11 protein-coding genes are annotated in these 16,050 nt (G+C 66.1%); 3 read left to right on the top strand and 8 right to left on the bottom strand.

Annotated features, from left to right (window positions below; all coding sequences use genetic code 11):
- Positions 1-35 precede the first annotated feature (35 nt).
- Positions 36-1,889: a translation elongation factor 4 gene (lepA, locus tag M1D32_RS09645; protein ID WP_256249668.1), complete on the bottom strand. Its 1,854-nt coding sequence runs from the start codon at positions 1,887-1,889 to the stop codon at positions 36-38.
- A gap of 173 nt (positions 1,890-2,062) precedes the next feature.
- Here lepA and M1D32_RS09640 point away from each other — a divergent pair, with 173 nt between their 5' ends.
- Positions 2,063-2,599, top strand: a complete 537-nt coding sequence (locus tag M1D32_RS09640) for a type II toxin-antitoxin system PemK/MazF family toxin (protein WP_458781977.1) — start codon at positions 2,063-2,065, stop codon at positions 2,597-2,599.
- Between the two features lie 169 nt (positions 2,600-2,768).
- Positions 2,769-3,029: a 30S ribosomal protein S20 gene (rpsT, locus tag M1D32_RS09635; protein ID WP_011692086.1), complete on the top strand. Its 261-nt coding sequence runs from the start codon at positions 2,769-2,771 to the stop codon at positions 3,027-3,029.
- A 114-nt stretch (positions 3,030-3,143) separates the two neighbouring features.
- Here rpsT and holA read toward each other — a convergent pair whose 3' ends face one another.
- From holA to leuS, 5 genes are all read right to left on the bottom strand, one after another.
- Positions 3,144-4,160: a DNA polymerase III subunit delta gene (gene holA, locus M1D32_RS09630; protein ID WP_458781976.1), complete on the bottom strand. Its 1,017-nt coding sequence runs from the start codon at positions 4,158-4,160 to the stop codon at positions 3,144-3,146.
- Positions 4,160-6,208, bottom strand: a complete 2,049-nt coding sequence (locus M1D32_RS09625; RefSeq protein WP_458781975.1) for a ComEC/Rec2 family competence protein — start codon at positions 6,206-6,208, stop codon at positions 4,160-4,162. Before M1D32_RS09625 ends, holA begins: the two co-directional genes overlap by 1 nt.
- A gap of 45 nt (positions 6,209-6,253) precedes the next feature.
- Positions 6,254-7,177, bottom strand: a complete 924-nt coding sequence (locus M1D32_RS09620) for a ComEA family DNA-binding protein (protein WP_458781974.1) — start codon at positions 7,175-7,177, stop codon at positions 6,254-6,256.
- 68 nt (positions 7,178-7,245) lie between these two features.
- Entirely contained in the window at positions 7,246-8,226 is a 981-nt protein-coding gene (locus M1D32_RS09615) for a DegV family protein (RefSeq protein WP_458781973.1), read from the bottom strand.
- Between the two features lie 54 nt (positions 8,227-8,280).
- Positions 8,281-10,806, bottom strand: a complete 2,526-nt coding sequence (gene leuS / locus M1D32_RS09610; protein WP_458781972.1) for a leucine--tRNA ligase — start codon at positions 10,804-10,806, stop codon at positions 8,281-8,283.
- Positions 10,807-11,100: 294 nt separating this feature from the next.
- Between leuS and M1D32_RS09605 the strand changes: the two genes are divergently transcribed.
- Positions 11,101-13,452, top strand: coding sequence for a PEP/pyruvate-binding domain-containing protein (locus M1D32_RS09605; protein WP_458781971.1), 2,352 nt, complete (start codon positions 11,101-11,103; stop codon positions 13,450-13,452).
- A 258-nt stretch (positions 13,453-13,710) separates the two neighbouring features.
- Here M1D32_RS09605 and glpK read toward each other — a convergent pair whose 3' ends face one another.
- Together glpK and M1D32_RS09595 are read right to left on the bottom strand one after the other, a co-directional pair.
- Complete coding sequence (gene glpK / locus M1D32_RS09600; protein WP_458781970.1) at positions 13,711-15,225, bottom strand: glycerol kinase GlpK; 1,515 nt, start codon at positions 15,223-15,225, stop codon at positions 13,711-13,713.
- A 50-nt stretch (positions 15,226-15,275) separates the two neighbouring features.
- Positions 15,276-16,025: an MIP/aquaporin family protein gene (locus M1D32_RS09595; RefSeq protein WP_458781969.1), complete on the bottom strand. Its 750-nt coding sequence runs from the start codon at positions 16,023-16,025 to the stop codon at positions 15,276-15,278.
- Positions 16,026-16,050: the final 25 nt, after the last annotated feature.

Here is a 16,050-nt window from a genome sequence, read left to right as displayed (position 1 = left end):
GCAGGGGCCTCCGGTATTGCCGGACGCTGTGTTCACTACTTCTTGGCCTTGTCCTTGGACTCGTCTGTGGTGAGGGCGGCGATGAACGCTTCCTGGGGGACCTCGACGCGGCCCACCATCTTCATCCGCTTCTTGCCTTCCTTCTGCTTTTCCAGCAGTTTGCGCTTACGCGAGATGTCACCGCCGTAGCACTTGGCCAGCACATCCTTGCGGATGGCCCGGATGCTTTCGCGGGCGATGATCCGCGAGCCGATGGCAGCCTGGATGGGCACCTCGAACTGCTGGCGGGGAATGAGCTCGCGCAGCTTGGTGGTCATCATGACGCCGTAGGCGTAGGCCTTGTCCCGGTGCGTGATGGCGGAGAACGCATCCACCTGCTCACCCTGGAGCATGATGTCAACCTTCACGAGATCGGCCACCTGGTCGCCGTCGGCCTTCCAGTCCAGGGAACCGTAGCCACGGGTCTTGGACTTGAGGATGTCGAAGAAGTCGAACACGATCTCCGCCAGTGGCAGGCGGTAGCGGATTTCCACCCGGTCCTCGGACAGGTAGTCCATGCCGCCCATAACACCGCGCCGGCTCTGGCACAGCTCCATGATGGCGCCAACGAACTCGTTCGGGGCCAGGATAGTGGCGGACACCATCGGCTCACGGACCTCCGAGATCTTGCCGGAAGGGTATTCGCTGGGGTTGGTCACGTGGACCACCTTCTTGTCTTCCAGCGTCACCTCGTATTCCACGTTGGGCGCCGTGGAGATCAGGTCGAGGTTGTACTCACGTTCCAGCCGCTCGCGGGTAATTTCCAGGTGGAGCAGTCCGAGGAAGCCAACGCGGAAGCCGAAGCCCAGCGCTGCGGAGGTCTCCGGCTCGTAGACCAATGCGGCGTCGTTGAGCATCAGCTTCTCCAGTGCATCGCGGAGCACCGGGTAATCCGTTCCGTCCAAGGGGTACAGGCCGGAGAAGACCATCGGCTTGGCATCGGCGTAGCCGGGGAGCGAATCGGCGGCGGGCTTGGCGAGGTTGGTCACGGTGTCGCCCACCTTGGACAGGCGGACATCCTTTACCCCGGTGATGAGGTAACCCACTTCGCCGACGCCCAGCCCTTTGGAGGGGGTGGGCTCCGGGGAGCTCACCCCGATCTCGAGGAGTTCATGGGTAGCGCGGGTGGACATCATCTGGATGCGCTCCCGGGGGTGCAGCATGCCGTCCACCACACGAACGTAAGTCACCACGCCGCGGTACGTGTCGTAAACGGAGTCAAAGATCATGGCACGGGCGGGAGCGTTGGCATCACCTTCCGGGGCCGGAAGATCGCGGACGATCTTGTCCAGCAGGGCTTCGACACCCATTCCGGTCTTTCCCGAGACACGGAGTACATCCTCCGGGTCCCCGCCGATCAGGCTTGCCAGTTCCGCCGCGTACTTCTCGGGCTGGGCCGCCGGGAGGTCGATCTTGTTCAGGACCGGGATGATGGTGAGGTTGTTTTCCATCGCCAAGTACAGGTTGGCGAGGGTTTGGGCTTCGATGCCCTGCGCTGCGTCGACCAGGAGGATCGCCCCTTCGCAGGCTGCCAGCGAACGGGAAACCTCGTAGGTGAAGTCCACGTGGCCCGGAGTGTCGATCATGTTCAGCGCGTAACTGGTGCCGTCGAGTTCCCACGGCATACGGACAGCCTGGGACTTGATGGTGATGCCGCGTTCACGCTCGATGTCCATGCGATCCAGGTACTGGGCCTTCATGTCGCGGGACTGGACGACGCCGGTGAACTGCAGCATGCGGTCAGCCAGGGTGGACTTGCCGTGGTCTATGTGCGCGATGATGCAGAAGTTCCGAATAATTGCCGGATCTGTCGCGGCGGGCACCGGGGCGGTGCGGGCCATGGGAGACACGCAGGGTCCTTACTGTTGGCATTCACGCGGTCGCCGCCAAGGCGCACGGAGGGCACCCTGCGGACACTCCGCACATCTGGAACTTCAAGTGTCCCACGTCCGGGCCTGTGGCACCGCATTACGGGCCCCTGACGTCCCGTGGCTTTGACGCGGGCCAGGGTTAGGGTTGCACGATGGCTATCAACCTCCGCTCCCTGGCCGGCGCCGTCAGAGCCGGCCTTCGCGCACTGCAGAAGGCAGGCCGCGGCGGCCCGGCCGGGAACGCCGGTCCCACCCGCGGCGCACCCTCCCCCGCTACTCCAGGCAAGGCTCACTACCCCGGCGACTTTCACGGCCGGTTCACCATCCGCTACGCGCCGCAGCGGGACGGCGACCCTGATCCCGGCGAGGTGGTGTGGGCCTGGGTCCCTTACGAAGAGGACCACACGCGCGGCAAAGACCGGCCGGTGCTGCTGGTGGGCCGCAGCGGCGGATACCTCCTTGGGCTGATGCTCACCAGCAAAGACCGGGTCCCCGAGTCGGGGGCATCGGCAGGATATGTGGACATCGGCACCGGCGCCTGGGACCGCCAGGGCAGGCCCAGCGAAGCCCGGCTCGACCGCATCGTGCAGCTCCGACCGGACAGCATCCGGCGGGAAGGGGCCGTACTGGAGCGTGCCCGCTTTGACAGGGTGGCCGAAGGGATCCGCCGGCGACACGGGTGGAGCTAGGTTCCCAAATGGCCAGTCCCGCCCCTGACCTGCTATTCTTTATAGCTGTGTGTCCGTGCAGGTCGACGGCCACTGATGGTTGGCCGCCATAGGTATCCCCACGCCGCTCAGTCAATGGCCAATCTGAAAGCCCTCTAGACCATTTCCGCATTAAAAAGAGAGTTCACACGTGGCGAATATCAAGTCCCAGAAGAAGCGCATCCTCACCAACGAAAAGGCACGCCTGCGCAACAACGCAGTCAAGTCCGAGCTCAAGACGGCCATCCGCGCCGTCAACACCGCCGTTGAGTCCACAGACAAGGATGCAGCTGCTGCTGCCCTGGTTGCTGCCAGCCGCAAGCTGGACAAGGCTGTCAGCAAGGGTGTTCTGCACAAGAACAACGCAGCAAACCGCAAGTCGGCGATCTCCAAGAAGGTCAACGCACTGTAAGGTTTCCAGTTCGCTTGAACTGATGGTTGTGGCCGGTACCGTTTGGTACCGGCCACACATCTTTAAGTTCCTGCGCTCCGGTTTCCCCTGCGCTTGGTGTGCGGTGGCGCTGGATTACCTGCCCTGGACGGACATGGCAATCACCGTGACCGCGTGTTCAACCGCGTAAACAGGATCGCGGGACAGGCCCTTGACCTGGGCATCTGCTTCGGCGGTGGCCTGGATGGAACGGACCAGGCCTTCCGGCGTCCAGCGCCTGACGTCCCGCTGGGCCTGCTCGACCAGCCACGGTTGCATTCCCAGGTCGGCGGCTATCTGGGCCGAAGAGCCCGAAGCGCCGGCCACGCGCGCCACGGTCCGCAGCTTTGCCGCCAGTGCGGCGACCAGCGGGACCGGATCTGCTCCCGTGGCGAGGGCATGGCGGAGGGTGGAGAGCGCCAGCGGCCCGTTTCCTGCCATGGCGGCGTCGGCCACCTTGAAGGCCGTGGCCTCGATTCGCCCGCCGTAGTAGCGGTCGACAATGTCGGTGGTGACCGTCGTGCCGGCATCCGCGATCAGCTGGCTGCATGCTGCCGCCAGTTCCGAAAGGTTGGCTCCCACGGCGTTTACCAGTGCCTGCACGGCGTCCTGCTCGATCTTCCGCCCTGCCCCTTTGAACTCTGCGGTGACAAATGCCACCTTGTCCGCGTCCTTTTTGAGGGGCTGGCAGTCCACTACGGGCCAGCCGGCCTTCTTGATCGCGTCGAGCAATTTCTTGCCCCGGACTCCCCCGCCGTGCCGCAGCACCAGCACGGCGTCGGACTCCGGGTGGCCGAGGTAGGCAAGCGCGTCGGCCAGGAAGGCGTCATTCATCGATTCGACGGCCTCGACTTCGATGAGCTTGCTTTCGCCGAACAGGGACGGGCTGACCTGCATGAGCAGGGTCCCGGCTTCATACGCTGCGGCGTTGATACGGCTGACTTCAACGTCCGGGGCAGCCGCCCGTACCTGGGCGCGCACCCGGTCAATGGCCCTGATGCCAAGGTACTCTTCAGGCCCGGTGACCAGGACCACTGCTGCCGGGGTTACGTCCCGCCAGGTAGGGCCGTTTGACGCCGGCGAACGGGTTGCACGTTTCTGCGCAGCGGCCATCAGGGCTTCCTTCCGGAGAGTTTTGTGGAGTATCCCAGCCTGCCATGTCCAGTGGCCCCGTCCAAGCCCGGGCAACGCTTCGGCAGCACGCGACAGGCAGGGATGCGCCGTGCAGGGATGCGCCGCGGCTTGCGGCCGTAGCTCCTTGGCCTTCCGGCCGCGTACCTTTCCAGCACTTCAATCACGGAAACGGTGCGGCTGTGCGAGGCCATCACAAACCGGACGAGCCGGCGTGGGCGGACCGCGGCCCAAACGGTGAGGAACGTCAGCACGGACAGGATCACCATGGTCAGCAACCCGGGCACACCCTCCGGCCAAGGTAACGCTGCGCCGGGAAGCTGCGAGGTGAATCGGGCCGTCCCCGCCACACCGGCGCTGAAGGTGCCGGCCACCGCGATCAGGACGGTTGCCGCCCATGGGGCCAGGACCACCAGGGGCACGGCAGCCGTTCCCAGCAGGGTTACAGGTGCCACCAGTGGGGACGCCATGACGTTGGCCAGCAGGGAGTAGGTGGAAAACTGGGGCTGCAGCACAACAATCACCGGTCCGCAGAGCAGCTGCGCGGACAAGGGAACGGCCACAGCGGCCGCTGCCCACCGCGGGACGAACGCAGGGGTCCATGCCATGAGGCGCTGACCCAGGACGATAATCCCCAGTGTCGCCAGGACGGACAGAAGGAACCCGAAACTTGATCCCAGCCCCGGATCCATCAGCAGGAGTCCAATCACGGCGAGGCACAGGAAGCTCAGGCCCCGCCCCGGCCGGCCAGCAGCCAGGGAAGCAACCGCCACGGCTCCCATCAGGGCCGCCCGCAGCACGCTCGCATCGGGCCCGACGAGCAGTACGAACAGCCCAAGGCCCGCCACAGCAAGCGCCGCTGCGGGCAATCGCGGTAGGCGGAATCTCCTGCATAACAGCAGCAGCGCGCCCAGGACCAAGCTGCAGTTCGCCCCGCTGACGGCCGTCAGGTGAGTCATACCAACGCCTTTCATGGCGGAGTTCAGGCCCTCATCCAAGGCGCTGGTGTCCCCGGTAACCATTCCGGGCAGCAGGCCACGGGGATCCGGGGCGAGGAAGGACGAGGCAGCAACAAAACGCTCCCGCAGTTCCTTTGCGGCTCCCTGCAGGATGGGCGGGGCAACCGGCTGCCCTGGCCCTGAGGACGCCGTGAGGATGCCCGCTTCCTCCTTCCCGGGATCAGCGGGGCGCAGCTTTCCCGTTGCGCGGACCATCTGGCCTGGCACTACGGCTCCCCAGCCGCCACCCCCCATCACCAGCAGTTGCGCCCGCGTCCGGAGCACAACACCGCCGGTACTGACATCCCGGGTCCAGACAGGTACAGACCAGCGCGCGGGCGGGCCAGCCTGGTTGGGTGCAGTCAGGGCACGCGGGGTTCCTGCCACTTCGAGGACAGCTACCACGGACTTCCCGGAGGAGACGGCGGCTGCGAGGGGACCATCGTGGCGCTGTGTGGCGGCCACCGCCGAGTGCGCTGCCGCTGTCGCCGCCAAGAGGAGGGCAACCGCCGTGGTGGTGAGGAAACTGCGCCGGGCCGGTTTTCCGTTCCCTCGCGGGGCTGTGCGCAAGGAATGGGCTCTGAAAGTCCGGTGCAGCAGCAGCGCAGCCAGGACGAGCAGAGCACAGCAGATGCCGGCCAGCGCCAACGGGGGCAGCCAGAGCCCGGCAAGGGAGGCAGCCCAGACAAGCGCCGCCGGCAACGCCAGCCGGACGTCGGTGCGCCGGCGCGGGGTTCCGCTACTGTCGGGGTCTGCCTCCTGCCGGGCTTTCCTGTTGCTGTCCCGGAACCGCGCTGACTGCGCTTCATAGAACTTTTGAAAGCTTCTCCCAGGCTCAGGGGCAGGACGGAGCAACCTCCGTGGCAGGTCGCCCCGGGCACCATCACGGGTGCCAGTCCCGGCCGCCAGCCTCGAACGGTCCGCTGCTCCTGTCTGCGACGCGTCAAGCCGCTTAGTGGCATGCGCGCTGACCGCCGACTCTACATAACGGCTCCAGGGGCTCGCCCCGGTCCCCGATGTCCGGTTATTCATGGCGCTGCCAGAAGGCATTCGCCGTCATGATGTGCTGCCCACGCCTCATATGGTCACCAGCGGCAGCAATGCTTCAAGCATCTTCGGGCCGACACCGTCAATTGCGTCAAGGTCCTCGACCGCCTTGAACGGGCCGTGCTCCTTTCGCCAGTCCACGATCCGCTGAGCCAGCACCGGGCCGACCTTCGGTAATCCATCCAGTTCCTCCACCCCGGCAGTGTTCAGGTTGATCTTGGATCCTGCCGCTCCCCTGGTGTTCCCCTCCGGCGGATCACCGGCAGCCGGCGCTCCTGAATCGTCGGAGCCGCCCGGCAGCGGTTCACCCTGCTGCGGGACGTGGATCTTTTGCCCGTCCGCAACAACCAGGGCGAGGTTAAGGCGGTTCAGGTCCGCGCCGGGGGCGGCCCCGCCCGCGGCGGCAATGGCCTCGTGTATGCGGCTGCCGGCGGGCAGATCGACCACTCCGGGACGAAGCACTGAACCGGCAACGTGAACCACAACAGTCCCTCCGGGGGCGCTTTCCTGCGGGTCCGAGTCCGGACCGGCCCGGCTGCCGCCACCATTGTCCTCTTCGGGGGTACCACCCCCGGCCCCGCCGGCCGCGGCCGCGGATCCGGAGCTGGCTCCGCCCAGTGGCAGGATCTCCGGCTGGCCGGAAGCCGCCGCCTGCCACCAGAACCAGGCGACGGCAGCCACGGCGAGGACGCCCAGGAGCACGCCAAGCCGAAAGCTGACGCGCCAACGGATGGCGGGGCGGACGTCGAACGGCTCAGTGCCGGCCACCGCATCACCCGGAAGGGTACGGCCGGGTTTTTCTTCTCCGGCGGTTCCAGGACCCCGGTACTCGAAGGAGGGCCCGCCGTCGTCCCCCAGCAGCAGCCCACGGGACGTGTCACCCAAAGTAGCCTGCAGCCGCGACCGGGCATGGCGCGCCTGTTCACCTGCTGCTCCAGCATTCCGGCGTGACATACCCCTACGCTAAGGACCGCGCGTACGCGGGCAACAGGGCGGCAACCGGCTATGTGGAAAGCAACTGGTCAGCGGCCGCCGTCCGTGGCAAGACCGTCGCCCACAATAACGGCAAGGACGCCGAGCCCCGCGTGGGCAGCAAGCACAGCAGGAAGCGAGCTGATCTGGGCCGGAGCGCACTGCGGCAAGGCAACAGCCAGTCGTTCGGCGAGGTGCTCCGCTTCCGCAGGGTTGCCGAAGTGGTGGACCGCGAGGCGTACTTCTGCGGCGGTGCGGGCAGACGCGTCCGCAACCACGAGTTCCTCGAGCCGGGCAACGGCCCGGACGGCGGACCGCACCTTCTCCAGCGGTACGATCTTTCCGCCATCGACCCCAAGAATAGGTTTGATTGCCAGCATGGTGCCCCACAGCGAAGCAGCCGTTCCGATCCGCCCGCCGCGTCGAAGCTGCTCGAGGCTCGGAACGTAGAAATAGACCTTGGTGCGTGCTGCCTGGCCGGCGGCCGCATTCGCCACTGCGGCTGCGTCTGCGCCTTCCCCGGCAACGCGCGCCGCTTCCTGGACGGCCATCCCGAGGGCCATGCCCACCGTCCCGGAGTCGATGACTTCCACCGGAATGCCCACCCTGCCGGCGGCAAGTTGGGCGGCATCTGCCGTCCCGGACAGGCCGCCCGAAATGTGCACGGAAACTACCCCTTCGTACCCCTTGCGCTGGGCAGCGAGGTAGGCCTGTTCGAACTGCCCGGGCGAGGGCCGCGACGTTTTCACTGATGTCCCGCTGGCCAGGGCCAGCGCGATTGTTTCCGAAATGTCGTCTTCGCCCTCGCCGTAGATCTCATCCCCCACCATCACGGGCATGGGAATGACGGCCAAGCGGCCGTCGCTGCTCAACCCGGCAGTCCAGTCAGCCGGCAACGCGGCGGCGGAGTCGGTTACCACAGCAATACGTACGACGGCGCCGGCTTGAGTTCCGGAGCTTTCCTGCCCGCGGCGCCGGGCCAGCAGGCGCGCCCGGACCCAAGGCCAGGCAGCGGCGTCGCGGTGTGGCAAGGAGGCCTCCTGGGTCACAGCAGCCCGCCGGAGGTTCCGGCGGGCTGGTCCGGCTTACGCCGGGACGATGTTGACCAGTTTAGGGGCGCGGACGATGACGGTGCGGATGCCCCGCCCGTCAAGGGCGCGCTGGACGTTGTTCGAGGCCAGCGCCAGTTCGCGCAACTGGTCCTCCGAGACCTCGGGCGACACTTCCAGCCTGTCCCGCACCTTGCCCTGCACCTGCACCACGGCGGTGACGGTGTCCTGCACCAGCAGCGACTCATCATGGGCCGGCCAGCCGGCATTGGCTACCGAGGGCTGGTGACCGAGTACGCTCCACATGTCCTCAGCCGTGTAGGGGGCGAACAGGCTCAGGATCACCGCAACAGCCTCGGCTGCCTCCCGCACTGCCGGGTCCGCTCCCCCGGCACCGGAATCGATGGCCTTGCGGGTGGCGTTGACCAGTTCCATCAGCTTGGCTACAACGACGTTGAACTTGTTGGCATCCAGCAGTTCAGCAGCGTCTGCAATGGTCCGGTGCGTCACCGAGCGAAGGGCGCGGTCGCCGGAGGTGACGTCGATGCCGGGCTCGCTGGTGACGTCCTGGGCGAGGCGCCAGGCCCGGGCCAGGAACTTTGCCGAACCGGACGGCGAGACGTCTGCCCAGTCCACGTCGTCCTCCGGCGGGGAGGCGAAGATCATGGTGAGGCGGACGGCGTCAACGCCGTACTTGTCCAGCTGCTCACCGAGGTCCACGCCATTGCCCAGCGACTTGCTCATTGCCTTGCCGCCGTTCAGGACCTGGCCCTGGTTCAGCAGCGCAGTGAAGGGTTCACTGGCTTCGATCAAGCCCAGATCGTTGATGACCTTGGTGAAGAACCGGGCGTAGAGCAGGTGCAGGATGGCGTGCTCCACACCGCCCACGTACTGGCCCACGGGCATCCAGTCGTTAATTTTTTCCGGATCGAAGGGACCCTCTGTGTACTGCGGTGACACAAAGCGCAGGAAGTACCACGACGAGTCGACGAAGGTATCCATAGTGTCGGTGTCCCGCTTGGCCGGACCGTGGCAGGAAGGGCAGCCGACATTGACCCACGCTTCGGCTGCGGCCAAGGGCGACGTACCCTTGGGCGACAGGTCCTCGCCGCGGAGGTCGGAGGGCAGCGTCACGGGCAGCTGGTCATCGGGCACGGGGACTTCCCCGCAGGACGGGCAGTGGATGATGGGGATGGGGGTTCCCCAGAACCGCTGGCGGCTCAGCAGCCAGTCGCGCAGCCTGAAGTTTACGAACTTCTCACCCGTGCCCTGGCGTTCCAGGATTGCAATCGCGGCAGGAATGGCCTCGGCCTTGGGCAGGCCGTCCAGGTCGCCGGAATTGATCAGCGTGCCCTCCCCTGCCGTGGCTGTGCCGGAGACTGCGGGGTCTTCCTCGCCGGTATCCAGGACCGCCCGCACCGGGAGGTCAAACTTGCGGGCGAAGTCGAGGTCGCGCTGGTCGTGGGCCGGCACTGCCATGATGGCCCCGGTGCCGTAGTCGGCGAGGACGTAGTCCGCGGCCCATACCGGCAGCTTCTCCCCGTTCAGCGGGTTGACGGCGTAACGGCCGGTGAAAACGCCGGTCTTCTCCCGTTCCGTGGACTGCCGTTCGATCTCTGTGAGCGCCTTGACCTGCTCGCGGTAATCTTCCAGGGCAGCAGCGTGTTCATCGGTGACGAGCTCCACGGCCAGCGGAGCGTCTGCGGCCACTACAAAGAACGTGGCGCCGAACAGGGTGTCCGGGCGGGTGGTGAAGACCGTGACCTCTTTGGCGGGTTTGCCGCCATCGGCCTCGATGACGAAGTTGACGTGCGCACCCTCGGACCGGCCGATCCAGTTCTTCTGCATCGCCAGGACGCGTTCGGGCCAGTGGCCGCGCAGCTGTTCCATATCATCCAGCAGCCGGTCCGCGTAGTCCGTGATCTTGAAATACCACTGGTTAAGCGACTTCTTGGTGACGGTCGTACCGCAGCGTTCGCAGGCGCCGTTGACAACCTGCTCGTTGGCCAGCACGGTCTGGTCCTTCGGGCACCAGTTGACCGGGGAATCCTTCCGGTATGCCAGGCCGCGCTCGTAGAAGCGCTTGAACAGCCACTGGGTCCAGCGGTAGTACTCCGGGTCCGAGGTGTGCAGCCGGCGGGACCAGTCGGCGGAGATGGCGTAGCGCTTGAAGGAAGCTGCCTGCGTCTCGATGTTGGCGTAGGTCCACTCACTGGGGTGGGCGTTGCGCTTGATTGCCGCGTTTTCGGCGGGCAGGCCGAAGGAGTCCCAGCCGATCGGGTGCAGGACATCGTAGCCCTGCTGGCGGAGGTAGCGGGCCACCACGTCACCCATGGCAAACGCTTCCGCGTGCCCCATGTGCAGATCGCCGGACGGGTACGGGAACATGTCCAGCACGTAGCGCCGCTCCCGGGACCCGTCGTCGACAGGGGTGAAGACCTTGAGGTCTTCCCACACCTGCGGCCACTTGGCCTCCATGGCGGCAAAGCTGTACGTGCCCTCCTCGGGCACCTCCGCCGACACTGTTGCTGTTCCGGTCTCTGTCTCCGGCTGAACGCCCACTGCTGCCCTCTTCTGTTCTGTTACGGCATCTGTGCTGCCATAACGGCCTGATCCTCCTGCTGAGGCCCGGAAACTGGCCCGGACACACAAAAGCCCCTCGCCATGGAGGGGCTGCCGCTCGGTTATCCGTTGTTTCGGATGCCGGGCGGCTAACTAAGCAGAAGGATCGCACGCATGAATCCACTTTAGCGCACGAACCGGGCAGGCTGGTGTGGAGTCTACCTGTACCGCCGGCGGCCCCCGTCACTAGACTTGAGCCGGGCAACCCGGCTTAACTACCCGGCAGGTGACTCCTTGGGCAATCACGCGAGCGACGTGGGCGATGGCGCCGGTGCCAGTCCCCCTCACCGCGGGCTTTTCCTGCCGCTTGGCGGACGTCTCCACCTGGCGCGGGTGGAGGCCGGCGGCAAGGCCGCCGCATTGTCCGAACTGAAAACCGCGGGTTTCCCCGTTCCTTCCGGCTTCGTCGTCACGCGCGCGGCCATGGATGCACGGTCGGGTGACGGCCAGGATGCCTGGGACCGCCAACTGCGCGACGCCGCCAGGGCGGCCGGCCCCGGCCCGTATGCCGTCCGCTCCTCAGCGGCTGCCGAAGACCTGCCAGGCGCCTCCTATGCGGGAATGTATGAAAGTTACCTGGACGTGCCGGTGGAGGACCTCCCTCCGGCCGTCATACGCTGTTTCGGTTCGGCCGGCGCCGGCCGCGTCCGGACCTACCAGGAATCGCTGCCCCCGGTTGCCGCCCCGCCTGCCGGAGCCAACGCCCGTCCAGGCGCTGGAAACGAGGACCGCACGGGCGCCGGGCAGATGGCCGTCCTTGTCCAGCAGATGGTGGATGCCACGGCCGCCGGTGTAGCCTTCACCGCACATCCCTTGACCGGAGCCCGGGACGAGACGGTGATCTCCGCTGTTAAAGGGCTCGGGGAAAACCTGGTGGGAGGGTCGGAACGCGGCGAAGAGTGGCTGGCGCGGGGCGGATCGGTCAGCCCGCGGGATGATGCCCCAGCTGTCCTGACAAGGGAAAGCGCGACGGCGGTTGCCACCACGGCGGGGAACGTAGCGCGGTATTTCGGCTACCCGCAGGACGTGGAGTGGGCGCTGGACCGCTCCGGCAGCGTCCAGGTTGTGCAGGCACGTCCGATGACGGCCCTTCCGGAAGCGGTGGTGTGGCGAGCCCCGGGAAAGGGCGCATGGCTGCGGAACTTCCGGCTGGGGGAATGGCTGCCGGAACCGGTCACGCCGCTCTTTATGGACTGGATCGTCCCCAGCATGGACTCCGCCTACAACGACGCCGTCTTCCGTTCGGCCGGCCTTCGGGTTCCGATGGGCAATGCCACCGTCAACGGCTGGTACTACGTTGCCCCGCCAACACCCCGGGCACTCCCCCGGCTGGTCTTCGGGGGCAGGCCGCACTCGCTGCCCTATTTCTTCAATTCCGTGGTACGCCCGATGATCGACCCCCCTGGTGCAGACCGCGCCGTCCTGCGGGACCTTGAGCTTGAGTGGCGCACCCGGCACCTGCCGGCCTACCGCAGCCTCGTTGACAGTTACCGCGATGCCCCGCTGCCGGCAACCCTTGCCGGGTTGATGGGTCTGGCTGAAGAGGTGGCGCGGGCGGCCGGAGGATATCTTTGGTTCTTCGCCGCCACGGGCGGGGCGGCGTGGAAGATGGAGATGGTACTGGCCAGGTTCTGGCGCCGGCACCTTGCTCCGGAGGTTGCCTCCCGGCAGGAACAGGGATTGTACGACGGCCGCGGCTACCAGGTGCTGCTCGGTGGCCTGTCCCCGGCCTTGCCGCCGAGGCTTCCCCACGCCGTCTACAGCCTCGACTGGTATTACCCCACGGCCGGAGAGGAGCCAGGCCCGGCTGCTCCGTCCGGCAGCGGTTCCCGGGGTGCCGCTACTGCGGCTGTCCGGCGGCGTGCAGCCGAAGAGGCCTGCCGCTCCATACTTAAGGGCTGGTGCCTGCTGCGCCGGTTCGACAGCTTGCTTGCGGTTGCCCAGCACTATGCGCTGCTCCGGGAGGAACAGGTCCGGGATTTCACCTTGGGCTGGCCGCTGCTGCGCCGCTGCGCGGCAGGGATTGGGACGCAACTGGAACAGTCGGGCGTCATCCGACACCCGGATGACGTGTACTTCCTGACGCGGCAGGACCTGCGGCCCGACGCGCCGCCCCAGCAGGACAACGTGGCGGCACGCCGCGCGGAATGGCTCCGGCAACGGAAACTGGCCGCCCCGCTGATGCTGGGCAAGGTCCCGATGCTCGGCAACATCTTTGACCGGCTGGCCAACACGGCCCGAAGTACCGGCAAGGTACCCAAAGCGGCTTTGGTTGGCCATCCGGCAAGCCCGGGCCGGGACCGCGGCCGGGTCCGTATCGTCGAGGGTCCTAATGACTTTTCGACGTTCCAACCAGGCGAGGTGCTCGTGGCGAAGGCCACCGCCCCAGCCTGGACTCCCCTCTTCGCCGAGGCCGCCGCCGTCGTAACAGACGGCGGAAATTTGGCAGCCCACGCCTCCCTCGTAGCCCGCGAATACGGCATCCCGGCAGTGGTAGGCACCGGCACCGCCACCCAAGTGCTCAGAACAGGCCAGCTGGTTACGGTCGACGGCAACGCAGGAACAGTAGAAATCCACGAGGAATGAACGGGCCTCGCCGCGAGGATGGCGGCCCCTCGAGGAGGTATGGTGCGCACCGCGACAAGCAAGGGAGGCGGCCCCTCGCCCGGGTGTGGTGGGCACCCGTGGGGGGCCCACTGCTGCGAGGGCCCCGACACGAGCTTGCGAGTGTTGGGAGCAGCAGGGGACGGGCGGGGCAGGGGCCGCCTCCCTTGCGAAGGTGAGCAGCGCTACATCGGCAACACGGGCGGGGAGCCCCGGCCCTTTTTGTAACTCGTGAGAAAGCTACTTCACGTCCTCGTCCACCCAATCCATGGACTTCGTCACGGCCTTCTTCCACAGCCGCATCTGCCGGTCCTGCTCGGACTGGTCCATCTGGGGTTCCCAGCGCTTGTCTTCAGACCAGTTGGATGACAGTTCGCCGAGGTCCTTCCAGAACTCGACTGCGAGGCCTGCGGCGTAGGCGGCACCAAGGGCAGTGGTCTCCACCACCTTGGGCCGAATGACGGGGACGCCAAGGATGTCTGCTTGGAACTGCATCAGCGCATCATTGGCAACCATGCCGCCGTCGACCTTCAACTCGGAGAGCGGTACGCCGGAGTCCGCGTTCACGGCGTCGAGCACCTCGCGGGTCTGGAACGCCGTGGATTCCAGCGCTGCCCGGGCAATGTGGCTCTTGTTGACGAACCGGGTGAGGCCCACGATGGCGCCCCGGGCGTCGGAACGCCAGTATGGCGCGAAGAGCCCGGAGAATGCGGGAACGATGTACACGCCGCCGTTGTCCTTCACTGAAGCGGCGAGGGTTTCCACTTCCGGGGCGCTGCTGATCATGCCCAGGTTGTCCCGCAACCATTGGATCAGCGAGCCGGTGACCGCGATGGAGCCTTCAAGGGCATAGTGGGGTGCCGCGCCGCCGAGCTTGTAGCCCACCGTGGTCAGAAGGCCGTTCTTCGAGTGGACGATTTCCTCGCCGGTGTTGAAGATCAGGAAGCAGCCCGTCCCGTAGGTGTTCTTGGCCTCACCGGTCTCAAACGCCGCCTGGCCGAACGTTGCTGCCTGCTGGTCGCCAAGGATGCCCGCCACCGGAACCTCGCGGAGAAGCTGCGAAGTGTGGACGGTGCCGTACACCTCCGAGGATGACTTGATCTCCGGCATCATGGACCGCGGAACGCCGAAGATGCCCAGGATTTCCTCGTCCCACTGGAGGGTCTCCAAATCCATGAACAGCGTGCGCGAGGCATTGGTGACGTCGGTGACGTGGACACCGCCGTCCACCCCGCCGGTGAGGTTCCACAGGACCCACGCGTCGGTGTTGCCGAACACCAGGTCCCCGGCTTCGGCCCGCTGGCGAGCGCCATCCACATTGTCCAGGATCCACTTGATCTTGGTGCCCGAGAAGTAGGTGGCCAGCGGTAGGCCCACCTTCTGCTTGAATCGGTCCGCTCCCCCGTCCCTGGACAGTTCGTCCACGATGTCCTGCGTGCGGGTGTCCTGCCAGACGATGGCGTTGTAAACGGCTTCACCCGTTGTTTTGTCCCACACCACGGCGGTTTCGCGCTGGTTGGTGATGCCGACTGCGGCAATATCGTGCCGCGTCAGGTTCGCCTTCGAAAGGGCCGAGGCGATGACCTCACGGGTGTTGTTCCAGATCTCGGCGGGGTTGTGCTCCACCCAGCCGGCTTTCGGGAAGATCTGTTCGTGTTCCATCTGCCCGGAGGAGACGATGCTGCCGCTGTGGTCGAAGATGATGGCACGGGTGCTGGTGGTTCCCTGGTCGATGGCGATTACGTACTGGTTCACGATGACGTCCTTGTCTTTTGGTGTGATGTGAGCGGTGGTTGGGTGAGGGGTCAGGCTGCTGCTGTGGCGATGATCGGGACAATCCGGGCGACGAGGCCGCCAAGGGCACCGCCGACCAGCGGACCAACCACCGGGATCCAGGAATAGCCCCAGTCGCTGGAGCCCTTGCCCTTGATGGGCAGCAGGGCATGGGCGATACGCGGGCCGAGGTCACGGGCGGGGTTGATGGCGTAGCCTGTGGGCCCGCCGAGTGATACACCGATGCCGACGACGAGCAGTGCGACAGCCAGCGGCCCAAGGCCGGACGGGGTGCCGCCGAAGGTGAGGATGACGAACACCAGCACGAAGGTGCCGATGATCTCCGTCACCAGGTTCCAGGAGCTGGAGCGGATGGCTGGGCCGGTGGAGAAAACGGCCAGTTTGCTGGCGACTTCCTCTTCGGCGTCAAAGTGCTGCTTGTAAGCGAGCCAGCAGACGACGGCGCCGAGGAAGGCACCCAGCAGTTCTCCGCCAAAGTAGGTCAGCGTAGAGGCGAAATCGACAGCAACATCGGGGGCGTATTCCGCAGCTCCGTTAAGGAGCAGTCCGAGCGTCACGGCCGGGTTCAAGTGCGCCCCGGACTGCGCGGCCACATAGACACCCGCGAAAACAGCGATGCCCCATCCCCAGGTGACCATCAGGAACCCGCCGCTGTTGCCTTTCGTCCCCCGCAGGGCGACGTTGGCGACGACGCCGCAACCCAGCAGGGTCAGCATCGCCGTTCCGAAGACTTCGGATAGAAAAACAATTCCAAGAGACATCTTTGACTCCTCTATTTTCTGTTGT

It is taken from the genome of Arthrobacter sp. D3-16 (assembly GCF_054408515.1).
The sequence above is the reverse complement of the archived record's forward strand: the minus strand, read 5'-3'. Positions and strand labels throughout refer to the sequence as shown.